The organism is Paenarthrobacter sp. NPDC091711, from assembly GCF_044756605.1.
Taxonomy (GTDB): domain Bacteria; phylum Actinomycetota; class Actinomycetes; order Actinomycetales; family Micrococcaceae; genus Arthrobacter.
Genome location: NZ_JBIVTF010000027.1, coordinates 1 through 20,483, shown reverse-complemented (window position 1 = coordinate 20,483; position 20,483 = coordinate 1). Strand labels below are relative to the sequence as shown.

General features: G+C 62.4%; 24 protein-coding genes and 1 tRNA gene. 18 read left to right on the top strand and 7 right to left on the bottom strand.

From position 1 onward, the window contains the following. Window positions 1-156 precede the first annotated feature (156 nt). Together ACIQH5_RS22160 and ACIQH5_RS22155 are read right to left on the bottom strand one after the other, a co-directional pair. Complete coding sequence (locus tag ACIQH5_RS22160; protein ID WP_400407733.1) at window positions 157-1,173, bottom strand: anion permease; 1,017 nt, start codon at window positions 1,171-1,173, stop codon at window positions 157-159. Window position 1,174: 1 nt separating this feature from the next. Beyond that, complete coding sequence (locus ACIQH5_RS22155; protein ID WP_043469600.1) at window positions 1,175-1,792, bottom strand: DUF47 domain-containing protein; 618 nt, start codon at window positions 1,790-1,792, stop codon at window positions 1,175-1,177. A gap of 194 nt (window positions 1,793-1,986) precedes the next feature. Here ACIQH5_RS22155 and ACIQH5_RS22150 point away from each other — a divergent pair, with 194 nt between their 5' ends. After that, window positions 1,987-2,718, top strand: coding sequence for a hypothetical protein (locus ACIQH5_RS22150; protein ID WP_400407730.1), 732 nt, complete (start codon window positions 1,987-1,989; stop codon window positions 2,716-2,718). Between the two features lie 235 nt (window positions 2,719-2,953). Here ACIQH5_RS22150 and ACIQH5_RS22145 read toward each other — a convergent pair whose 3' ends face one another. Further along, a complete protein-coding gene (locus tag ACIQH5_RS22145; RefSeq protein WP_400407728.1) occupies window positions 2,954-3,613 on the bottom strand; it encodes a hypothetical protein in 660 nt (219 codons plus the stop codon). Between the two features lie 239 nt (window positions 3,614-3,852). Here ACIQH5_RS22145 and ACIQH5_RS22140 point away from each other — a divergent pair. Then, window positions 3,853-3,925 (top strand) — tRNA-Lys (locus ACIQH5_RS22140). 326 nt (window positions 3,926-4,251) lie between these two features. On the opposite strand, the gene ACIQH5_RS22135 is transcribed toward ACIQH5_RS22140, so the two are convergent. Continuing rightward, a complete protein-coding gene (locus ACIQH5_RS22135; protein ID WP_400407726.1) occupies window positions 4,252-4,857 on the bottom strand; it encodes a class I SAM-dependent methyltransferase in 606 nt (201 codons plus the stop codon). A gap of 194 nt (window positions 4,858-5,051) precedes the next feature. On the opposite strand from ACIQH5_RS22135, the gene ACIQH5_RS22130 reads away from it, so the two are divergent. Then, window positions 5,052-6,578: an alpha-N-arabinofuranosidase gene (locus tag ACIQH5_RS22130; RefSeq protein WP_400407724.1), complete on the top strand. Its 1,527-nt coding sequence runs from the start codon at window positions 5,052-5,054 to the stop codon at window positions 6,576-6,578. On the opposite strand, the gene ACIQH5_RS22125 is transcribed toward ACIQH5_RS22130, so the two are convergent. Further along, complete coding sequence (locus ACIQH5_RS22125) at window positions 6,575-6,952, bottom strand: hypothetical protein (RefSeq protein WP_400407722.1); 378 nt, start codon at window positions 6,950-6,952, stop codon at window positions 6,575-6,577. The two genes, ACIQH5_RS22130 and ACIQH5_RS22125, sit on opposite strands and share 4 nt — an antisense overlap. A 152-nt stretch (window positions 6,953-7,104) precedes the next feature. Between ACIQH5_RS22125 and ACIQH5_RS22120 the strand changes: the two genes are divergently transcribed. The 4 genes from ACIQH5_RS22120 (at window position 7,105) to ACIQH5_RS22105 (ending at window position 10,557) form a co-directional block, all read left to right on the top strand. Next, window positions 7,105-7,518: a RidA family protein gene (locus ACIQH5_RS22120; RefSeq protein WP_400407720.1), complete on the top strand. Its 414-nt coding sequence runs from the start codon at window positions 7,105-7,107 to the stop codon at window positions 7,516-7,518. Between the two features lie 61 nt (window positions 7,519-7,579). Continuing rightward, window positions 7,580-8,584, top strand: a complete 1,005-nt coding sequence (locus ACIQH5_RS22115) for a LacI family DNA-binding transcriptional regulator (RefSeq protein ID WP_400407718.1) — start codon at window positions 7,580-7,582, stop codon at window positions 8,582-8,584. 45 nt (window positions 8,585-8,629) lie between these two features. Then, window positions 8,630-9,730: a D-TA family PLP-dependent enzyme gene (locus ACIQH5_RS22110; protein ID WP_400407716.1), complete on the top strand. Its 1,101-nt coding sequence runs from the start codon at window positions 8,630-8,632 to the stop codon at window positions 9,728-9,730. A 113-nt stretch (window positions 9,731-9,843) separates the two neighbouring features. Further along, window positions 9,844-10,557, top strand: coding sequence for a heme oxygenase (biliverdin-producing) (locus ACIQH5_RS22105; protein ID WP_400407714.1), 714 nt, complete (start codon window positions 9,844-9,846; stop codon window positions 10,555-10,557). On the opposite strand, the gene ACIQH5_RS22100 is transcribed toward ACIQH5_RS22105, so the two are convergent. After that, window positions 10,489-11,010, bottom strand: a complete 522-nt coding sequence (locus tag ACIQH5_RS22100; RefSeq protein WP_400407712.1) for a flavin reductase family protein — start codon at window positions 11,008-11,010, stop codon at window positions 10,489-10,491. The genes ACIQH5_RS22105 and ACIQH5_RS22100 overlap by 69 nt on opposite strands. Window positions 11,011-11,206: 196 nt before the next feature. On the opposite strand from ACIQH5_RS22100, the gene ACIQH5_RS22095 reads away from it, so the two are divergent. The 9 genes from ACIQH5_RS22095 (at window position 11,207) to ACIQH5_RS22055 (ending at window position 17,672) form a co-directional block, all read left to right on the top strand. Continuing rightward, a complete protein-coding gene (locus ACIQH5_RS22095; RefSeq protein WP_024819047.1) occupies window positions 11,207-11,509 on the top strand; it encodes an urease subunit gamma in 303 nt (100 codons plus the stop codon). Window positions 11,510-11,517: 8 nt separating this feature from the next. Beyond that, window positions 11,518-11,886 (top strand): urease subunit beta, encoded by a 369-nt coding sequence (locus ACIQH5_RS22090; protein WP_400407710.1) that lies wholly within the window; start codon window positions 11,518-11,520, stop codon window positions 11,884-11,886. Then, on the top strand, window positions 11,883-13,613 hold the full coding sequence (gene ureC, locus ACIQH5_RS22085) for an urease subunit alpha (RefSeq protein WP_400407708.1): 1,731 nt from the start codon (window positions 11,883-11,885) through the stop codon (window positions 13,611-13,613). Before ACIQH5_RS22090 ends, ureC begins: the two co-directional genes overlap by 4 nt. Before the next feature lie 8 nt (window positions 13,614-13,621). Beyond that, window positions 13,622-14,095 carry an urease accessory protein UreE gene (gene ureE / locus ACIQH5_RS22080; RefSeq protein WP_400407706.1) on the top strand — a complete coding sequence of 158 codons (474 nt, stop codon included), beginning with the start codon at window positions 13,622-13,624 and terminating at the stop codon, window positions 14,093-14,095. Beyond that, window positions 14,076-14,279: a hypothetical protein gene (locus ACIQH5_RS22075; protein ID WP_400407704.1), complete on the top strand. Its 204-nt coding sequence runs from the start codon at window positions 14,076-14,078 to the stop codon at window positions 14,277-14,279. The genes ureE and ACIQH5_RS22075 overlap by 20 nt, the downstream gene beginning before the upstream one ends. Beyond that, complete coding sequence (locus ACIQH5_RS22070) at window positions 14,276-14,944, top strand: urease accessory protein UreF (RefSeq protein ID WP_400407702.1); 669 nt, start codon at window positions 14,276-14,278, stop codon at window positions 14,942-14,944. The genes ACIQH5_RS22075 and ACIQH5_RS22070 overlap by 4 nt, the downstream gene beginning before the upstream one ends. Window positions 14,945-14,965: 21 nt before the next feature. After that, window positions 14,966-15,583 (top strand): urease accessory protein UreG, encoded by a 618-nt coding sequence (gene ureG, locus ACIQH5_RS22065; RefSeq protein WP_400407700.1) that lies wholly within the window; start codon window positions 14,966-14,968, stop codon window positions 15,581-15,583. A gap of 188 nt (window positions 15,584-15,771) precedes the next feature. Continuing rightward, on the top strand, window positions 15,772-16,617 hold the full coding sequence (locus ACIQH5_RS22060; protein WP_400407736.1) for an urease accessory protein UreD: 846 nt from the start codon (window positions 15,772-15,774) through the stop codon (window positions 16,615-16,617). Continuing rightward, a complete protein-coding gene (locus tag ACIQH5_RS22055; protein ID WP_400407698.1) occupies window positions 16,617-17,672 on the top strand; it encodes a HoxN/HupN/NixA family nickel/cobalt transporter in 1,056 nt (351 codons plus the stop codon). Before ACIQH5_RS22060 ends, ACIQH5_RS22055 begins: the two co-directional genes overlap by 1 nt. Here the strand turns inward: ACIQH5_RS22055 and ACIQH5_RS22050 are convergent. Beyond that, complete coding sequence (locus tag ACIQH5_RS22050) at window positions 17,669-18,646, bottom strand: serine hydrolase domain-containing protein (RefSeq protein ID WP_400407696.1); 978 nt, start codon at window positions 18,644-18,646, stop codon at window positions 17,669-17,671. The two genes, ACIQH5_RS22055 and ACIQH5_RS22050, sit on opposite strands and share 4 nt — an antisense overlap. Window positions 18,647-18,792: 146 nt before the next feature. On the opposite strand from ACIQH5_RS22050, the gene ACIQH5_RS22045 reads away from it, so the two are divergent. Then, complete coding sequence (locus ACIQH5_RS22045) at window positions 18,793-19,302, top strand: RNA polymerase sigma factor (RefSeq protein WP_400407694.1); 510 nt, start codon at window positions 18,793-18,795, stop codon at window positions 19,300-19,302. Between the two features lie 5 nt (window positions 19,303-19,307). Then, window positions 19,308-20,354 (top strand): hypothetical protein, encoded by a 1,047-nt coding sequence (locus ACIQH5_RS22040; protein ID WP_400407692.1) that lies wholly within the window; start codon window positions 19,308-19,310, stop codon window positions 20,352-20,354. Window positions 20,355-20,483: the final 129 nt, after the last annotated feature.

The window sequence follows — 20,483 nt, the reverse complement described above, 5'->3', positions numbered from 1 at the left end:
CCAAGCCGAAGTGTCCACACAGTCGTGAGACACCAACTGTCTACGAAGTCATGAGACATGAAGTGTCTACAAAGTCATGAGACATGACAAGCGCTGGGAACGACCTGATCTGCTACTTAGTTGGGTGCGTTTGCGAGGATTGGGCGTACGTGAGGGTTAGAGATCTGCGAGGGGCGAGAACGCCAGCTCCAGGATGAAGGCCACCGCGGCCGTGATCAACGGCGTGGCAACCCAGAACAACAGGATTCTCCGGACCAAGCGCCTATTTACAATGTGGAATCGCTGGTTCACGCCGGCACCCAGCACTGACGCGGTCAACGTGTGCGTGGTGGAGAGCGGCAGGTGAAAACCGATGGCGCCGATGAACAGCATCACGGACGTCAAGGTCTGCGCAACAAAACCGCGCAGCGGATCCACCCGGATGAGCTTGTGCCCCAGAGTGTGCGAAATTCGCCAGCCGCCGAACATCGTCCCCGCAGTGAGCATGACAGCGGTGAGCAAGAGGGCCCAAAGGGGCACATCGCTGCCACTGGACATGCCCGCGGCCACGACGGCGAGCACCATTACAGCTGCCGTGCGCTGACCATCCTGGAGCCCGTGGCCAAACGCCACGGCTGCGGTGGAGACGGCCTGCGCCCGGCGGAACCGCCGGTTCACCACGTTGGGTTGCGTGTAACGCGCAGCCCACGTGACAGGCCAGACCAAAAGGTACGCAGCCGCGAAGGCAATCAGCGGGGACAGCACCAGCGGCAGGACCACCTGGGTCAGCACCACGCCATCCACCCCACCCACAGCATTACCGCCCACCAGCACGCTCGCGCCCCCGGCCCCAATCAGGCCGCCGACCAAAGAGTTGGTGGAGGACAGCGGGATGCCGCGCCACCAAGCGTAAACGCCCCACAGGATGGCGGCAGTGAGGGCCGACGCCAGCATGGTGAGGCCGCTGGTGCCTTCCGGCAACGTGATCCAGGACTGGGTGAAGGCCAGGATGAAGGTGCCGCTGAGCATGGCACCCACAAAGTTAAAGATGGCAGCGAGCAGCACGGCAATTGACGGCGTGAGGGCGCGGGTCCGCGTGGAAAGTGCGACGGCGTTGGAGACATCGCGGAAACCGTTGAGGAACGCGAACCCGGAGGCCAAAGCAACTACGAGGACCAGGAAGGCGATGGTCACGTCATGATTCCTTGACGATGATGCTGCCTACCTGGGTGGCGACCTTCCGCATGTCCTTGGTAACTTCCACCAGCTGGTTGGCGATGTCTCGGTGCCGCGCGTACTGCGTGGACTTCATGTCCTTGAGCATCTCGGCCACCCAAATCCGGTGCGAGCGTTCTGCCCGCTTGGCCAAGCGAAGGATTTCGATCCAGTAGTCCTCCAGCTCGTCCAAGTCCTCGAGTTTCCGCATCGCATCCACCGTGAGTTCGGCCTGCCGGCTGATGATCTCCAGCTGGTCCGCGGCACGTTTGGGCAGACGGTCCAGTTTGTAGAGCGCCACGAGGTCTCCGGCGGCGTCGAGCTTCTCCATGGCCTCATTGAGGTGGCGGGAGAGGGTGTACATGTCCTCGCGGGGGAGCGGGTTCACGAAGCTGGTCCGCATGTGCGTCAGCAGAGCGAAATGCAGGTCCAGGGATTTGGACTCGTGCTCGTGGAGTTCTTCGGCGAGGCGCTGGTGTTCACTGGCCGGCGCGCCGAGTATTTCGGAGAGCGTTCCAGTCGCGGCAACAATGACGCCGGCCATCTGCGCGAGCAGTACGAGCCCGGCAGGTTCCTGGGGAAAAAGGCGCAGCTTCATGTCGCTTCCGGGCCGGGGACGGATGGGCACGGGCAGTTTGACTTGACGGCGCCCGTTTCGGTCCCAACTTTACCGGCACTGCCACGGGGTCTGCGAAGTTCGCGGAGCGTTGCGGGCAGATCTCCCCATCGCTGCGCCCCCGCAACCGTGCGACACTAGGTCAAGCACCGATTAATCCACTCAATGGGGGAACCATGCGCTTCAACAATGTCATCAAAATTTCCGGCCTCGCCGCTGCCGGCCTGCTGGCCCTGACCGCCTGTGGCGGAGCAACGGCCGGCTCGACGACGGGTGGTTCCGAGCCGTCGTCGTCCTTCTCCGTGGCTGCCTCGCCGTCAGCCTCGGCGTCCCCGTTGGCGTCAACCTCATCCGAGGGCGCCGGTACTTCGTCGGGATCGTACACGGTGGCCGCTTGGGCGCTGCCGATCTCCGAGGCCGGGGACAAGCTTGGCACCATCAAGGGCGACAGCTTCAGCGTGGACATCTACCAGGTGGCTACCGACGTAGCGTCCAAGGACAGCATGTTCGTGGACAAGGAAACCAAGGAAAACCTGCTCAAGAAGGGCGACCCCGTGGTCTACCTCAACTACGTGGTGACCAACACCTCATCAGCTGAGATCCCCCTGAGCCACTCGCTGATCACTCCCAACGCCAAGTACACGGACTGGAAGTACCTCGGCGGAATGCCGTCGGACTCCAGCAGCGATGGTTACAAGAAGCACGGACTCTCCAGCTCCGGCGTGAAGCTGAAGGAGAAGGACCCGTTCGTGCTGAAGCCGGGTGAGTCCTTCAACATCGCGGAGAACTTCGCCTACACCGCCGGCAAGGAAACCGAAATCAAGGTGACCATGACGCCGCAGGGTGCCGATGGCGACCTTGATCACGACAAGAAGGAAACGGCCGAAACCACGGTCACACTGAAGTAGTTTCTCACCACGAAGGCCCGGACCGGCATCTATGCCAGTCCGGGCCTTCGGTGGTTGGACATAAAAATGGTGCCGAACCGGATACGCCTCTCGGCGGTAGGCCGCTCGAAGCGGCTAAATGTTGAAGCCCGGGGGTTTCGCGGTTCGACACCAGTTTTAGTTTTCACCGTCAGGCGGGCTAAGTCAACATTGACAGGCCGGGCCGGACGTGGGTAGGTTTGGCCCCTTTTGCCGCCTAGTCCAGCTCGCCCAGACGCCACGCATTGGCCGCGTGTTCAAGGTCTTCTGCTGTCTTCACGAGTTGGTGTGAATTGCGCGTGAGCTTGCTGGCGTGGCCTTCGTTGCTGTGCTCCGCGCCGTCGGCAAGGGTCGCCTGGCCGAGCGCCACCACGCGGCAGAAAGCGGCGGAACGTTCCAGCGCGACGTCGAAATCGCCGTCGAAAGCGCCGGACAGAATGGCATCGGCCATGGTCTTCATTTCATCTGCTCCCGGCGGCTCAGCAGCACCAGCCACCACATTGGCAACCTGTGCGGTGTCGCGGCCGGCCCTGAAGTAGACGGAGATCCGCTCGGGGTTCTGGATGGTGGCGGCGCGGAGGGCGTAGAGCCTCCAGAGCGCGCCCGGCAGGGAGCGTGCAGGACTTTCAGCCCACATCTCCGCGATGGCTTCGAGGCCCTGTTCATCAGCCAACTTCACCAGGCGGCTGGTGACCGTGGGGTCATCGCTGTCGCGGCCTCGTCTCACCAGCGCCTGGGCCGCGAGGTGGGCTGCCTCCGAGACCCGCGCGGGGTCGGCGCCACCTGCGAACGGTTCGAAATCGATGGGCGCGAAGGGCTTGGGCTTGTGGTGCCTGTTTGCTCCGCCGTACGCACGTGATCCTGGCTGTTCGCTCATGAGTTCACCGTACTCCTGTGCTCTGGTGGGGTCGAGTAACGCTTGCCGGGGGTGCTTTGTTGTTCGCTGCGTTGCTTCCTGACCCTCTTTGCCGCCGCACTTGGCCCGACGCGCCGTAGCTGCCGCGCGTCGTCGTCGTGTTTCTCCTCAAAGAAGGTCACGACGGCGCACGTCACCTCGGGTTCCTCGCTGGCCTTGACCTTGGGGTACAGTATTCATGGCTGTTTCAACAGCTGGAGGGGCCTTTAGCTCAGTTGGTAGAGCATCGGACTTTTAATCCGTGGGTCGTGGGTTCGATCCCCACAGGGCCCACCCTCCAAATCCCCCGGAACCACACGGTTCCGGGGGATTTTTTGTGGGCCGGGTTCTGGGCCGATTCTCCGCGCTGCATCCGCTTCAGCTCGGCAAAGTCGTGGCGGACGGTGGGTGTGCGGCTGCTCATGAGCTGAGGATCTCGAGGATGCCTCTGAAGATCCGGGCGGGCGAGCGGTACCAGGGGAGATGAGTGACCTTCAATGAGCCATCCTCGAACTCGCTCACGAGCACCCGATCCTTGGCCGGGATCCCGTACTTGCGCGAATCTCCCGCCGCACAACGGTGAGGCAGGCGAACAAGGGGATGGGCTGCCGCCCTGAAAGTCAGAGCTTCGCGCGGCGGGCGGCGATCGCCGCGTGGGGACGCGCTCCGGGGTCGACGCGGGAGTGCGTGCTGACCACGGTGAAACCGGCCTTCAGTAGACGCGCCGACATTTCCTCCACTGACCAAAAGTAGGCGGGAGTCACGGCATGCGGGAATGACTCGCCTGCCGGGCCATCGAAGAAACCAATCAGGAGGCCGCCGCCGGGCTTGAGGCACCGGGAGAACTCGTCCAAGACCTGGCTGATCCCAGCCGGGGGAGTGTGAATCAGCGAGTACCAGGCGTGGATTCCCGCAAGCGATTGATCGGGTGCGGGCAGCTTTTCAAATGATCCGACAGAGAACTTAACCGCCGGGAAGTGCTGCCTGGCAGTCTCGATGAACTCCGGGACTAAATCCACCCCTTCGACGTCGACCCCGGCAGAGTGCAGGAAGTAAGTCCAATGACCTGGTCCGCAGCCAGCGTCCAGCACCTTGCCGGGCAGGCCACTGGCCCACTCGCGAACGAGCTGCTGATCTGCCGGATGGGTGCTGCTGATGGCTCCGAACAGCGAGGTGTATTCGGCCGCACGCGCAGAATATGCGGCGCTCACGACTGCTGAGGACATGTACTCAGCCTAGAGGCCAGCTGTGCTTACGCACGTTCGAATCTCCCGCCGCACAACGGAGAGCCAAGCGAACAAGGGCGGGATGCGGCACGGAAGCAGCAAGAAATCTCTTGACTCGCACCCCTCGGCCCGGTCAGCATAGTTTCTATAACGTTGTAGAAACCCGCAGAACCCAGCAGAAAAGGACCCACCCTTTGGGAAACCAAGAGAACCCCACGGCCAAAATCACCATCGATCCCGCGTTCGTCGTAGGCCCCGTCCGGAGGAAGACCTTCGGCGCCTTCGTTGAGCACCTCGGCCGCTGCGTGTACACGGGCATCTTCGAGCCTGAGCACCCCAAAGCAGACGAGGACGGATTCCGCACCGACGTCCTGGATCTCACCAAGGAACTCGGCGTCTCCACAGTCCGATACCCGGGCGGCAACTTCGTTTCGGGCTACCGTTGGGAAGACGGAGTTGGCCCTGTGGAAAACCGCCCGACAAGACTCGACCTCGCCTGGCACTCCAGCGACCCCAACCTGGTAGGCGTGGACGAGTTCGCCAAATGGTCGGAGAAGGCCGGCGTCGAACCCATGATGGCCGTGAACCTGGGCACTCGGGGAACGCAGGAAGCCCTGGACCTGCTGGAGTACTCCAACATCAAGGGTGGAACCGCCCTATCCGAACAGCGCAAGGCGAATGGCGCCGTCGAGCCTCACAACATCAAAATGTGGTGCCTCGGGAACGAGATGGACGGCTTCTGGCAGATCGGCCACAAGAAGGCCGGGGAGTACGCGCGGGTCGCCGCTGAAACAGCGCGGGCCATGCGCATGGTCAATCCGGACTTGGAACTGGTGGCGTGCGGAAGCTCGGCGCCCACCATGCCCACGTTCGGTGAATGGGAGCGGGTGGTCCTCACTGAGACCTATGAACTGGTGGACCTGATTTCGGCGCACCAGTACTTCGAGGATTTCGGGGACCTCCAGGAGCACCTGTCTGCCGGGCACCGGATGGAGGCCTTCATCAAGGATCTGGTTTCACACATCGATCACGTGAAGTCGGCTACCAAGTCCGGGAAGCAGGTCAACATTTCCTTCGATGAGTGGAACGTCTGGCACATGTCCCGCGACGAGTCCAAGGCGCCCACGGGGGACGACTGGCCCGTGGCCCCGGTACTGCTCGAGGACCGCTACACCGTGGCCGACGCGGTGGTGGTGGGCGACCTGCTCATCACGCTGCTGCGCAACACGGACCGGGTGCACTCAGCGAGCCTTGCCCAGCTGGTCAACGTGATCGCGCCCATCATGACTGAGCCGGGTGGCCGGGCCTGGAAGCAGACCACGTTCCACCCGTTCGCGCTCACCTCCCAGCATGCCTCAGGTGCGGTGCTGAACCTCGCCGTCGAATCCCCGCGGTTGGACAGCGAGAAGACATCGGGCTTCACGTCTCTGTCGGCAGTGGCGACCTTTGATGCAGAAGCCAAGGAGGCCGTCGTCTTCGCCGTGAACCGCTCGGCGACGGACGCCCTGACGCTGGATGCCGCCGTCGGGAGCCTCAACGTAAGCAAAGTCATCGAGGCCGTCACTTATACGAACAAGGATCCGTACTGGCAGGCCACGGCTGACGATTCGACGTCGGTCCTGCCCGCCGAGAACGTCAGTGTAAAGCTCGACGGCGGTCGGCTCACCGCCGAGCTTCCGGCCGTGAGCTGGAGCATGATCCGCCTTGAACTGAACTCCTAGGCGATTGCCTGCGAACCGTCGTGGAACATGGGGTACGCAGAAATCGGTGTGACAGTGGCTGACAAGGTTGGCTCCGGTGCCTGTGTTGCGGGTTCCGGAGCTGGCTCCACCTCGCCGGTGACGATTTCCATCGATTCCATATCCAGCAGGCGTCGGCTGCCGGTTTCGTCCTGGAGCCAAAAGAGGTCGGTACCCGTCACGGTCTTGACTACTGTGCCCCGGTGGTAGAGGCGGCCGTTGTGCCATGCCTCCACATATTCGCCTGGCTTCAGCGCGTGTGGCTCTTCCTGGCTGCCCGGCAGGGTGCCGAACGCCTGCGCCAGACTGGCCTGCATCTTCAGCGCCTGGAAAAGATCCCTGTTTGCAATGCTCATGTCTGCTCCCCTCAGCTGGTTGCTTCTCCTATGGGACCCAGCTTGGCCCATGTATGTTGCGGGCGCGTTGCACGGGGATGAGCGCTATGTGACGGGTGACAGGGCAGCGGCACGTGATGGGATGTACTCAACCCGACAAACGAAGGAAGCCCATGCCCAGTGCAGTGACCCTCATTCGCTCCGACCGGCTCAGCTCAGCAGCTCAGTACGCGTATGCGGCAACCGCTCCAGCTGAAGCCCGGTTGATCTTCCTGGCGGGGTCCTGTCCGCTGAACGAGGATGGGACCACGGCGGGCATCGGGGACTACAAGGCCCAGGCGGAAAAGTCGGTCGAAAACATGCTCCTTGCCCTGGACGCCGCTGGAGCTGGGATTGGGGACGTGGTTTCTACGCGCGTCCTTGTCGCCTCGGCCCGGCAGGCTGACCTGGTCACTGCATGGGAGGTAGTCCGCGCAGCATTTGGAGACCACGATGTGCCGAGTACGCTCATGGGCGTCACCGTCCTCGGTTACGACCACCAGCTGGTGGAAATTGAGGCGGTTGCTGCCGTGATGGATCCGGCATAGCGCACACATCTGCAACGATGTACTCCGAGCCGAGAGTAAACCGTGGAGAAGGAGCCCCCGCATGGCCGTGACCATGAACGACGTCGCGCGCGCGGCAGGAGTGTCCTTGAAGACGGTCTCCAACGTCATCAACAATTACGAGTTCATTCGGCCAGCCACCAAGCAACGCGTCCTTGATGCGATTGACGATCTCGGTTACGAAACCAATCTGACGGCCCGCAGCCTCCGGTCCGGGAAGACCAGCATGCTCGGGTTGGTCCTGGCCGATCTCTCCATCCCCTATTACGCCGAGCTGGCCTCGGACATCATGAAGGCAGCATTGTCCCGCGGTTACAGGGTCCTGGTGGAGCAGTCCGGCAACGAGGCCGAGCACGAGAAGGCTGCACTCCAGGGGCAGTTCCGCAGCCTCACCGACGGCCTCTTGTTCATCCCGCTGGCGATCGACGCCGATCAGATCATCGCCGCTGCCGGCAGGAAACCGCTGGTCCTCCTCGGCGAGTTTGTGCAGGACCCCCGCCTGGACATGGTCCTTATCCAAAATCAGGAGGCTGCCGCGGCCGTTACGGCGCACTTGCTGGCTGGCGGCCGCCGTCGAATAGCAGTTTTGGGCGCGCACGACGGCGACACGACAGGCAGCAACGGTCTGCGCCTTGAGGGGTACAAGGCTGCGCTCGCTGCCGCTGGCGTGGAGTATGACCCTGCGTTGGTAGTTCCGTGCGATTGGCGGCGCGACGGCGGCGCTGACGCCACCGCGAGGTTGCTGGACAGCGGCGTGGAATTCGACGCTGTTTTCGGGCTCAACGATGCCCTCGCGTTGGGGGCGATGCACGAACTCCTGCTCCGTGGCCGGAAAGTGCCGGAGGAGATCGCCGTTGCCGGATTCGACGACCTTGATGAGTCGCGGTTCGCGTCGCCGTCGTTGACTACGGTGGCACCGGGACGGGCGGAAATTGCGGAGCGCGCCGTCGAACTTCTCATCCAGCGGATTGAAAGCAAAGACGCGGTGCCTACGGTTCAGCAGCCTGAGGCGGCGTTCGAACTGCGGGTCAGGCAGTCAGCGCCGTAGGGCCTACTTTCCGGCTCGCGCGTCACGGGCGTTAGGGTTTGAGGAATGAACGTGATCCCTGCTGCTGTCATCACCCCTGCCGTCATGATCGACGTCGATGTCCTGGACCGGAACATCGACCGGATGGCGTCCAGCATGCAGGGGCGAGGGCTTGGGCTCCGTCCGCATGTGAAGACACACAAGACGCTGGAAATTGCGCGCAAACAGCTCGCGGCGGGAGCCGTGGGCATCACTGTGGCCACCATCGGCGAGGCCGAGGTGTTCGCCGCGGACGGCGTGAAAGACATCTTCATCGCGTACCCGCTCTGGGTTGAAGCGCCGCACGCGGAACGTCTTCGCGCCTTGGCGGCACAGTGCCGGCTCGCGGTCGGCGTGGATTCGGCGGAAAGCGCGACGGCGATGGGTGGCCAACTCGGCGCGGACGCCGGAAGTATTGAGGTACTGATCGAAGTGGACAGCGGGCATCACCGAAGCGGCGTACTGCCTGACGAGGTGGTGGAAGTTGCCCGGGCAGCCTCCGCGGCGGGTCTGGCCGTGTCTGGTGTTTTCACGTTCCCGGGCCACAGTTACAAGCCCGGCATGCCCACAGGTGCGGCGGGCAACGAGAATGAATCGTTGGGCCGGGCCGCCGAGGCTTTGACCCATGCCGGCTTTGACGTGAAGACCATCAGTGGGGGATCCACGCCCACTGCCCTGATCTCCGGTGATTCCGCAGCAACCGAACTGCGTCCCGGGGTCTACGTGTTCGGCGACGCCCAGCAATTGGAATTGGAGCGCTGCGGCTGGGAAGACATCGCCCTGACCGTCGCCGCCACCGTGGTGAGCCGGCACGAAGCCCGCGGCGGCAACGTGCGCCGGGTCGTGGTGGATGCTGGCAGCAAGATCCTGGGCAGCGACCGCCCTGACTGGGCCACCGGATATGGGCGGCTTCCCGAGTACCCCGAAGCCACGGTGACTGCGCTGTCCGAACACCACGCCACTGTTGTTTGGCCGGAAGCCTCGGAGCTGCCGCCCCTGGGCACACGGCTACGGGTGATCCCTAACCATGTGTGCCTGACCATGAATTTGGTGGATGAGGTTGTTGTGGTGCGTGACGGGGCCGTGGTGGAGCAGTGGGCCGTGGCCGCTCGGGGTCGGAACAACTAGACCCGGGCGGCGCTCGCCGAATTAGCACACAAAAGCTTTACCAAATAAAAACCGTGTGACAGAGTGTCATCAAACAGCCTTTGGTACGTTTCGTTTGATGACTGGAGTACCCCATGACCGCTTTTTCCGAGGAACTCAAAAGCCATACGGCGGCAGCCCATGAGCATGCCGAGCAGGCTGGATTCGTCACGGAGTTGCTGAACGGCAAGATGGAAGCCGGGCAGGTGGCAGCCATGTTGCTGCAGAACTACGTCATCTACCAGGCGCTGGAATCGGCCCTGGAAAACAATCCGGACCCTCGCCTGGAACCCTTCGCTGACCCTGCCCTCATGCGGGTTGAGGCTCTGGAAAAGGACTTGGCGGTGCACTACGGCGATGACTGGGGGCGGAAGCTCGCGACGGGTGAACTGCACGTGACGCCGGGCGCCAGGGCGTACGCTACCGAGCTCGCAACACTGGGCCCGGGCTCGGCCACGTATCTCATGGCTCACCACTACGTCCGCTATCTTGGTGATCTTTCGGGTGGTCAGATCATCTCGGCACTTGTTCAGCGGCACTACAATCTCAGCCCTGAGGGCCTCAACTTCTACGCTTTTGAAGGCATCGAGAAGATCAAGCCCTACAAGGACTCATACCGTAACCACTTGGATGAGGCCGCTTTCTCGGACGATGAGAAGCAGGAAATCCTCCACCATGCCGAGGTTGCTTTCGAAACCAACCGGCAGGTGTTCCTGGACCTCATGGAGCACTACGTGAAGCTAGACCGCGGTTTGCGCGCTGTTGAACAGGGTGTGGAACTCCCGGTTGTGGTAAACCAGCGGAGCTGAACCGGTGGGGTTGGGCCGGATGTCCAATACCCTCGCTGCCAGCAGCACCGAGCCTCCCAGCGGCGCCCGGTGGATGATCTCGCAGCGCAACGCCCAAGCGGCGTCCTTGAGGAGGGGCTCTCCTGTGGGGAGCACTTCCCAATCCATGGCGGCGGTGAAGCGCTCGGCTGTTGGGTCCGCGAAGGCCCGCGCGAGATCCAGCTGATCGGCGCCGACGAGGTGGACCACAATTGTCTGCGCTGCTGCGATGTGTGAAGCCGAGCGGCCGCTGGTCACAGAGAATGCGAGGGTGGGCGGATCCACTGCCACCGATGCCACTGAGGAGGCCGTCAGCCCCACAGCGCCCTCCGGTCCCGCTGCGGTGACAATGGAGACTCCTGCCGGGTGAGCACGAAAAGCGGCTCTGAAAAGCTCGCCGACTGGTTCGGGTGGCAGGGGCTTGGGGTAGGTCATTCATACACCTTCAGGGGACTCGTTGGGATGGCAGCCTTCGCAAGCGCACACCTCAACGATGCTAGAACCTCAACAATGGTTGAGGTCAATTCCTTGGAAACTGACCCCTCGTTGAGATGATTTGGAAACGTAGCCGAAACTTCCGCTCCCTACGCTGAACACAATCTGTCCAGGTGCCGGCGTCCAAGGAGTAACCATGCATCTTTTGCCCCGTGAGCAGGAGAAACTCATGATCGTGGTGGCTGCGGACCTCGCCCGGCGGCGTCAAGGACGGGGGCTCAAACTGAACTACCCCGAAGCCGTGGCGATCATCAGCTACGAGCTCATCGAAGGTGCCCGCGACGGCAGGTCCGTTGCCGAACTCATGAGCTACGGAACCACCCTCCTCCGCCGCGAAGATGTGATGGAAGGCGTTCCTGAGATGATCCACGACGTCCAGATCGAGGCCACTTTTCCTGACGGCACCAAGCTCGTCACCGTCCACAACCCCATCCGTTAGGAGCCCCCATGATCCCCGGTGAATACAGGCTCCAGCCAGGATCCGTCGCGTGCAACAGCGGCCGTGAGGCAACCGCCGTCGAGGTAGTGAACCGCGGTGACCGGCCCGTGCAGGTTGGTTCGCACTATCACTTTGCCGAGGCCAACAGGGCCTTGGAATTCGATCGCGAAGCCGCGTACGGCCGCCGCCTGGACATTCCCGCGGGCACGGCAGCCCGCTTTGAGCCCGGAGACCGTAAAACGGTCCAGCTGATTGCAATTGCCGGCGCGCGCGAGGTCTTTGGGCTCAGTAACGCAGTGAACGGAAAGCTCGACGGCGGAACTTCCGTCACCGGGGAATTCCGCCCGGGCGTCGCAGCGGAAAGGGACCACCAGTGAGCGTCGAAATTCCCCGCAAGCAGTACGCCGAACTGTACGGCCCGACCACCGGTGACGCCATCCGCCTTGCCGACACCGAACTGTTCCTCGAAATCGAGAGGGACTACACGGTGTACGGCGAAGAAGTGGTGTTCGGCGGCGGCAAAGTCATCCGCGACGGCATGGGCCAAAACGGTCAACTCACCCGCGCGGAAGACATCCCGGACACCGTGATCACCAACGTGGTGGTCCTGGACTACACCGGTATCTACAAAGCGGACGTTGCCTTGAGGGACGGCCACATTTTCAAGATCGGCAAGGCAGGCAACCCGCAGATCACCGACGGCGTGGACATCGTGATCGGCGCCAGCACGGAAATCATCGCGGGTGAACGGAAGATCCTCACAGCCGGCGGCATCGATACCCACATCCACTTCATCTCCCCGGAGCAGGTCCCCGCGGCGCTCTGCAATGGCATCACCACGATGGTGGGCGGGGGCACCGGCCCAGCCGAAGGCACCAAAGCCACCACCATCACGCCCGGCGCCTGGCACATCTCACGGATGCTCCAGGCTGCCGAGAGGCTCCCCGTCAACATCGGCCTGTTCGGAAAGGGCCACGCCTCCGCCGTCGAACCCCTCGCAGAGCAGATCCGCGCCGGTGCCGTCGGACTGAAAGTCCATGAGGACTGGGGCTCCACCACGTCCTCCATTGACATGTCCCTGCGCGTTGCCGACGAATACGACGTCCAAGTAGCCATCCACACGGACACCCTCAACGAGTGCGGCTTCGTGGAAGACACCATCCGGGCGATCGACGGCCGCGTCATCCACACGTTCCACACCGAAGGCGCAGGCGGAGGCCACGCCCCGGACATCATCAAAATCGCCGGGCTGCCCAACGTGCTCCCCGCATCCACCAACCCCACGCTGCCCTACACCAAAAACACCATCGAAGAGCACCTGGACATGCTCATGGTCTGCCACCACCTCAACCCGGACATCCCCGAAGACGTGGCCTTCGCCGACTCCCGCATCCGCGCCGAAACCATCGCCGCGGAAGACGTCCTGCACGACCTCGGAATCTTCGCTATCACCTCCTCCGACTCCCAAGCCATGGGCCGTGTTGGCGAAGTAGTGACCCGCACCTGGCAGGTGGCCGACGCCATGAAACGGCAGCGGGGCGTCCTGAAGGATCCATCCGGAACCACCCACGGATCCGCCGAATCCGACAACTTCCGGCTCAAGCGCTACGTAGCCAAATACACCATCAACCCCGCCATCGCCCAAGGCATGGCAGACGTGATCGGCTCCGTGGAAGAAGGCAAATTCGCCGACCTCGTCCTCTGGGACCCCGCCTTCTTCGGCGTGAAACCCGAGCTCGTCATCAAAGGCGGGCAGATCGCCTACGCGCTCATGGGAGACTCCAACGCCTCCATCCCCACACCGCAACCGCGCACCATGCGGCCCATGTTCGCCACGTACGGGAAGGCCCTCCAACAGACGTCCATCACGTTCCTGTCCAAAGCTGCCATCGACGCCGGAGTGCCCGACGAGCTCGGCCTCGAACGCATCATCAAACCCGTCACCGGCATCCGCAACCTCACCAAAGCGGACCTCAAATACAACGGCGAAACTCCGGACATCGCCGTCGACCCCGAAACATACAAAGTAACGGTCGACGGCGACGAAGTCACCTCCCAGCCCTCCGACGTGCTGCCCATGGCCCAGCGCTACTTCCTCTTCTAGGAGCCACCATGATCATCGAAAAAATCCTGGGCAACCTCCACGAACAACCCGCCGACTACACAGGCCACCACAAAGAAAAAGTAGTGCTCCCCAGCGCCCTGCTCGTCAAACGCATCCAACGCGTCACCACCGACCACGGCAAAGAACTCGGCATCCGACTCCCCACCGGCACCGGAGACCTCCGCGACGGCGACATCCTCGCCATCAACGACAACAACGTCATCATCATCTCCGTGCTGCCCACCGACGTCCTGGTCATAGGGCCACGGAGCATCCACGAAATGGGCGTCGTGGCACACTCACTCGGCAACCGGCACCTGCAAGCACAATTCTTCGACGCATCATCCGAATACGGGGCCGAAGTCATGGTCTGTCAGTACGACCACACTGTCGAGGACTATCTGAAGAGCGTCGGCGTCCCCTACGACAGGCAAGAGCGGGTCATGCCGGTGCCCTTCCGCCATGCTGAGCATTCGCACTAATATCGCGGTCATGCTGCCGTCCGTGGGTGACCGTGGCTGGGGCGCCGCGTTCGGCGAGCCTGCGGCGGGTGATAGGGGCCGTGCCCGCTTCGCGGTGCCCACCACGCCGCGGCCCCTATCACCCGCCTCCGCCGAGGTTCACCGCGGCAGCGTCGCGGTTGGGCCCACCAGTGAGGCAGCATGACCTCCTATCAGCTTGCTCTTCAACAGTTGACCGACTCCGCGTTGCCTACGGGGGCTTTTGCTCATTCTCTGGGGTTTGAGAGCTACATCGAGCGTGGGCTTGTGGGGGATGAGGGGTCTTTTGGGGGTTGGCTGTGGGCGTTTGTGGGGCAGCAACTGACTTGTTCTGATGGGTTGGCCGTTCGCTTTCTTTATGAGGGGGTGGATGTCGGCTTGTTGGATGGGGTTTTGTCCGCGCAGTTGTTGGCTCGGGAGGCTCGGGAGGCTTCGCTCAAAATGGGTGGGCGGCTGTTGGACATTGGTGGGGAGGTGTTCCCGTCGGCTGAGTTGGAGGAGTATCGGGAGCTCGTGAGGGCGGGGAGTGCAGCGGGGCATCAACCCTTGGCTTTTGGCGTTATTGCGCGGTCTTTGGGGGTTCCTTTTGAGGAGGCGCTTTCTGCCTATTTGTTTGCCACTGTCACTTCGCTGACGCAGAACGCCGTGAGAGCCATTCCATTAGGGCAGAACGCCGGGCAGCGGGTACTTCGGCAGGCGCACGACGCCGTCGCTGCCGCCATCAAGGATGTAGCACAGCTGTGCTGGAACGACTTCGGGGCCGTCAGCCCCGGCCTCGAAATTTCACAAATGCGGCACGAACGGCAACGCGCCCGCATGTTCATGAGCTAACTAGTGCAAAGGACAAAAAACATGACAGAACCCATCAAAATCGGCGTCGGCGGACCCGTCGGAGCCGGCAAAACGCAGCTCGTGGAACGCATCACCCGGCACATGAGCGGCGACATCTCCATGGCCGCCATCACCAACGACATCTACACCATCGAAGACGCCAAAATCCTCGCCGCCAACGGCATCCTGCCCGAAAACCGGATCATCGGCGTCGAAACCGGCGGCTGCCCCCACACCGCCATCCGCGAAGACACCTCCATGAACACCGCAGCCATCGAAGAACTCAAGGCCAGGCACCCCGACCTCCAAGTCATCTTCGTCGAATCCGGCGGCGACAACCTCTCCGCCACCTTCAGCCCCGAACTCGTCGACTTCTCCATCTACATCATCGACGTAGCCCAAGGCGAAAAAATCCCCCGCAAAGCCGGCCAAGGCATGATCAAATCCGACCTCTTCATCATCAACAAAACAGACCTCGCGCCCCACGTCGGAGCGGACCTCTCAGTCATGGAACGGGACTCCAAGGAATTCCGTGGAAACAAGCCGTTCTGCTTCACGAATCTCAAGACGGACGAAGGCCTCGAAGAAGTCCTTGACTGGATCCGCCGCGACGTCCTGATGCTCGACTTAGCGCAGTGATCGGCGGGGCTGCGGCGGCTACGCCGGATTTTGGGCCGTGCCCGCTTCGCGATGCCCGCCACGCCGCGGCCCAAAAATCCGGCTCCGCCGCCGCAGCGGTCGGCTCACGTCGCGGCAGCGAGCAGCGGACGTTGCAGGCCGCACCGAGCCCTTTGGGAAAGCTGGGGCCGCACGCTGGGTTGGCTTCTTTGGAGCGGGCGGTTCGGGGGCGGTTGGAGCTTGGGGTTTCTGTGCGTGGGGGGAGGTCCGTTGCTTCTCGGCAGTTTCATGAGGGCGCCTTGAGGGTATTGCGGCCGCATTACCTGGATGAGAGCGGGCAGGTTTGTTATGTCATGGTCAATCCTGGCGGGGCTTATCTTGGGGCGGACTTGTTCCTTATTGATGTGGAGGTTGAGTCCGGTGCTGAGCTGCTGTTGACCACGCAATCGGCTACCAAGGTGTACCGGACTCCGGGCTCGTTTGCTGAGCAGCGGATGCGCGTCCGGCTGGGGGAGGGCTCGCGGTTGGAGCTGATGCCCGATCAGTTGATCGCCTACCGGGAGGCGAGCTATCGGCAGAATTCGCACATCAGTCTCCACCCGACGTCGAGCCTTGTCATGGCGGAGGTCGTCACGCCGGGGTGGTCGCCGGACGGCGCTTCCTTTAAATACGAAGAGGTGCGGCTGCGCAACGAGATCTGGATCGAGGACCCAAACGGTGCGAAGCTGTTGGCGCTGGACAACCTCCTGATCCGGCCACCCCTCAACGACGTGACCGGGATGGGTTTCATGGAGGGCTTCAGCCACTTGGGGTCTTTGGTGGTGGTGGACCCGCGGGTGGATCAAGCGCTCGCTGACGAGATGCACCACATCACCCGTGATTTTGACGCGTACACCGGAGTTTCTTTGACCATGCCTATTGCCGGGAGCACCGGGCTTGTGCTGCGATCGTTGTCGAACAGCACTGAGGAACTCAACACATTACTGGGTGTCTGCGCCGGCGTTCTGAGGGAACGCTGGTACGGGCAGGCGCCTTTGAACCTGAGGAAGTATTGATGACTGCGCTGACCGAGTTCGCCACCATGTACCGGGAGCGGGAGCAGTTGTCCCTGCGGACCCGGCTGCTGTTCACCTTCGGTGCCGTGGCCGCGTTGCATCTCGCCGCCGTCGTGCTGTTGCTTGTTGGTACAACCGGTGGCGCGCAGCCACTGGCGCTGGGGCTGGTGATCACCGCCTACGTGGCCGGGATCAAGCACAGTTACGACTGGGATCACATCGCGGCGATCGACAACTCCACCCGCAAATTCGTGGCGCAGCACAAAGACCCCGTAAGCGTCGGCTTTGCCTTCAGTTTGGGCCACAGCTCCGTGGTGATCCTGGCCGGGCTGCTGGTGGTGGCGGGTGCGACGTTGATTGGGCAGTTCATGGAGGACGGCACCACGGGCAACAAAGTGCTGGGCCTGATCGGCAGCGGAGTGTCCGGGTTGTTCCTGCTGGCCATGGGCTTGTTCAACGGCTCGGCGTTCGTCCGCGCCACCAACGTCTACCGTCAGGTGCAGCGCGGCGGTGAAGTGCGTACCGAAGACCTTGAAGCGAAGGGCTTTGTAGCCCGGCTGCTCGCCAACCCGCTGTCCAAGGTGGAGCGGCCGCGGAACATTTACGTCATTGGTTTCCTGTTCGGGCTGGGGTTCGATACCGCCACCACCATCGGGCTGCTGGTCATCACCACGACGGCGTCACTCGCCGGGGTCTCGCCGCTCGCCCTGATGGCCCTGCCGCTCGCGTTCACGGCCGCCATGACCCTGTGCGATTCAGTCAACGGCGTTGCCATGATGAAAATGTACAAGTCGGCCATCCACAACCCGAAGCGCAAGCTCGGCTTCAACGCCGTCATCACCGGCATTTCGGCCGTTTCGGCGTTGTTCATCGCCGTGATCACGCTGGGTGGTTTCGTGAATTCGGCCTTTGAACTCGAGGACCCCATCACCACCTGGCTCGGCGAGATTGACCTTGGCGACGCCGGCCTGATCCTGGTTGGCCTGTTCGTGATCGTGTGGGCCGTATCCGCAGTGCGTGGCCGGGCACGCGGCAGGGCAGCCAGGAGCAGCTAGGAAACCGCCACCGCGTTGAACAGCTCAGTGGTGTCCACGCCGAGATCCGGGGCGTTCAGCACATTGGTCAGGAACACCACGCAGCGGTCCTGCTCCGGGAACATCCACCACTCCGTTCCGGACCAGCCCGGGTGCCCGTAGATCCCCTGTGCAAAAAGCTCGGACTCGTTGGCGGGCATCTGGAAGCCCAGCCCGGTGTGGCGTAGGGGCTGGGGCCGGGTGGTGATGTGGGAAACCTCGGTGGTCCGGGGGCGGCGCATGGCGGCAAGAGTTGCGGGATGGACGGCTTTCCCAGAACCCCGTAAGAGCTCGGAGCCAAGACTGAGCAAATCTGCGGCCGTGCCGAACAGTCCCGCCCCGGGATGCCTGTGCTGGTACATTGCCTGGACGTCCAGGCCCGCTGCGTCCGTGCCGTGGACGGTGTGCGGGTTGGACTCTGTGTCGAAGGTGAGGCCGTTGGCTCCGGTGTCAGCTGCCAAGGCCAGAAGCTGATCCTCGAACGGAGTCCCGCCAGCCCACTCGGCCATCGCCGCAGCACCTTCAAAAGCTATGTTGCAGTACTGAACCAGGGATCCGGCGTAAAAGGCTTGATCCGCAGAGGTGAGCGCTTCGCGGAGGGGAGTGCCGCCGTCGAGTGCTGGATCGGAAATTCCCGAGCGGTGGCTGAGCAACTGCTCCAAGGTCACCGTGTCTGTGCGGCCGACGCCAAAACCCGGGAGGGCTTCAGTGAGCGCGGCTCCCAAGGAGAGCTTCCCCAATTCAACCTGCCGCATCACCGTCAGGGAGCTGATGGGTTTGGTGACTGAGAACAGCGCAAAGTGATCGTCGGCAGTGGCTTGCCTGCCGTCATCGGACCCGAACGCCACAATGTCCTCAATGCCTTGGCTCGAAGCGATGCCCAGCACCCCCACCGGTACGCGTCCGAGGTCTACCTGCTTGCGGGCCCATTCTGCAGCGGGTCCTGTTTCCACCATGGTTTTTCACGCCTTTGCTCGGGGATTTTCGTCAAATCTATCGCGTGTGACTGAAGAAACTTGTGAACCCTGTAACCCTGGCCGCCCGGCCGGAAACTATACAAGTATCCTGCAGTTCAGGGCTCTATCCATCAGGGGGAACAATCGTGCTTTCAGAGCGCGAATTGGCGTTCATCGCCATTCACAAAGACAGCTACCCATCCGTTTTCAAGTTCGTCTGCCGACGTGTTGAATCTGTTGATGTAGCTGAGGAGATCGCCGCCGACGTCTACCGCATCGTCTGGCAAAAATGGTCCGACGATTCCCGCCCGGATCTTCCGTACCTCCTAACGGTTGCAAGGAACCTTGTGGGAAACGCGTACCGGAGCCGCGACAGGCGCCTGGCGCTGCAGGAAAAGCTGCGGACGACGGCGGTCCAGCACTTTGGTGGCGACTCCGAAAACGTCGCGGTTCAGGATGCGATGGAGCGTTTGCGGGAGAAGGACCGCGACATTTTGCAGATGGCGTACTGGGACGGTTTGGGGACCGCCGATATTGCCAAGGTGCTGCAGTGCAGCGAATCGGCGGCCAAAGTCCGCCTTCACCGGGCCCGTACGGCGTTCCGGAAACATCTGCCTGCAGGGGCCGACTCGACTACACAGAAGATGGGGGTCTGAAGACAATGGATCCGATCAAGAACCAGATATCAGCGATTGACCCGCTCACTATCGAACCAGTGGCGGAACCCAACGGTGAAGAAGCGCTCCACAAAATTCTTTCGGGCACCACGGTGTTCAGCGATAACCGCCCGCTCGCCGCAGTGACGTCCTTGGAACAGCGCCGGCGCCGCAAAGCCCAGATCGCCGGAGGACTGTTGCTCGGCGCTGCGGCCGTCACGGCAGGCGTCCTGGTTGCCTCAAGCTTCGAGACAGTCAGCTCCAATCCAATGCCCGCTGTGACACTCCCAACATCAACGCCCACGCCCAGCGTTTCGGTCACTCCAACGCCAACGCCCACTGCGAAACCCTCGGTTACCCCGTCGGCAACCCCCACCGTGGCAGCGCCGGTCACCACCCCGCCCGCACCCACCACACCCCCAGCTGTCGCCTCGGCGCCAGTGGTGCCACCCGTGCCGGTGCCGACCACCCAGACCTACACTTACCCGGACGGACATTTGTCCTTCACCTATCCGGTTGGCTGGAGTATCCGGGTTGAACAAGGACCGTTCGATCCTCCCGGGACTGCCGAAGCCTCCCGCATTGTGACTGTCTTTGATGGTGCTGGGGCAGAGGTAGCCCGCCTGTTCAATGGAAACTACGCGGATGGGACAGGCGGGGTGGTGGATCGAACCATTCTGGACCGGGCTGTAGTGCCGGGAGTTCGGGATAACTCGGGTGGGAGCGTGGAGTTTGGGTTCTCCTCGAATCAGGCGCAAAACATCCCATATGAAGGGCCTGCCTATGAGGGCATGCCGTCACCTCGAACGGGCGCTGCCGATGGTCCCCCAACGTACATCATGGACGTGCGGGCTTCCTCGGAGCTCAACCCTGGAATCAGCTCTTCCGGTATCAACCAAGTCCGCGTACCCAACGGCATCATGAGTGCTTACGCGGTTTTCGATCCCGCCAAGCAACCAGCCTTCGCAACTCCGGAAGCTGCCAAAGCCTGGATGAACACCACGCAGTACGCGCAGCTGAAGGCGATGTTCCTGAGCCTGAGCTACAAATAACCCCATCTAAGTAGCAGTTGAGGTCGTTCTGAGAGCGCTGAATCATGCGGTGATCGCAACACCTGAATATTGAAGGGTGTCGATTGCCATGGTGAAGTTCACGAATCGTTTGGTCGCTGAGGTTGTTCA

Coding starts and splice junctions, on each gene's coding strand:
- ACIQH5_RS22155 (WP_043469600.1), bottom strand. CDS start 1,792: ATGAAGCTGCGCCTTTTTCCCCAGGAACCTGCCGGGCTCGTACTGCTC.
- ACIQH5_RS22150 (WP_400407730.1), top strand. CDS start 1,987: ATGCGCTTCAACAATGTCATCAAAATTTCCGGCCTCGCCGCTGCCGGC.
- ACIQH5_RS22145 (WP_400407728.1), bottom strand. CDS start 3,613: ATGAGCGAACAGCCAGGATCACGTGCGTACGGCGGAGCAAACAGGCAC.
- ACIQH5_RS22135 (WP_400407726.1), bottom strand. CDS start 4,857: ATGTCCTCAGCAGTCGTGAGCGCCGCATATTCTGCGCGTGCGGCCGAA.
- ACIQH5_RS22125 (WP_400407722.1), bottom strand. CDS start 6,952: ATGAGCATTGCAAACAGGGATCTTTTCCAGGCGCTGAAGATGCAGGCC.
- ACIQH5_RS22120 (WP_400407720.1), top strand. CDS start 7,105: ATGCCCAGTGCAGTGACCCTCATTCGCTCCGACCGGCTCAGCTCAGCA.
- ACIQH5_RS22115 (WP_400407718.1), top strand. CDS start 7,580: ATGGCCGTGACCATGAACGACGTCGCGCGCGCGGCAGGAGTGTCCTTG.
- ACIQH5_RS22110 (WP_400407716.1), top strand. CDS start 8,630: ATGAACGTGATCCCTGCTGCTGTCATCACCCCTGCCGTCATGATCGAC.
- ACIQH5_RS22105 (WP_400407714.1), top strand. CDS start 9,844: ATGACCGCTTTTTCCGAGGAACTCAAAAGCCATACGGCGGCAGCCCAT.
- ACIQH5_RS22100 (WP_400407712.1), bottom strand. CDS start 11,010: ATGACCTACCCCAAGCCCCTGCCACCCGAACCAGTCGGCGAGCTTTTC.
- ACIQH5_RS22095 (WP_024819047.1), top strand. CDS start 11,207: ATGCATCTTTTGCCCCGTGAGCAGGAGAAACTCATGATCGTGGTGGCT.
- ACIQH5_RS22090 (WP_400407710.1), top strand. CDS start 11,518: ATGATCCCCGGTGAATACAGGCTCCAGCCAGGATCCGTCGCGTGCAAC.
- ureE (WP_400407706.1), top strand. CDS start 13,622: ATGATCATCGAAAAAATCCTGGGCAACCTCCACGAACAACCCGCCGAC.
- ACIQH5_RS22075 (WP_400407704.1), top strand. CDS start 14,076: ATGCTGAGCATTCGCACTAATATCGCGGTCATGCTGCCGTCCGTGGGT.
- ACIQH5_RS22070 (WP_400407702.1), top strand. CDS start 14,276: ATGACCTCCTATCAGCTTGCTCTTCAACAGTTGACCGACTCCGCGTTG.
- ureG (WP_400407700.1), top strand. CDS start 14,966: ATGACAGAACCCATCAAAATCGGCGTCGGCGGACCCGTCGGAGCCGGC.
- ACIQH5_RS22055 (WP_400407698.1), top strand. CDS start 16,617: ATGACTGCGCTGACCGAGTTCGCCACCATGTACCGGGAGCGGGAGCAG.
- ACIQH5_RS22050 (WP_400407696.1), bottom strand. CDS start 18,646: ATGGTGGAAACAGGACCCGCTGCAGAATGGGCCCGCAAGCAGGTAGAC.
- ACIQH5_RS22040 (WP_400407692.1), top strand. CDS start 19,308: ATGGATCCGATCAAGAACCAGATATCAGCGATTGACCCGCTCACTATC.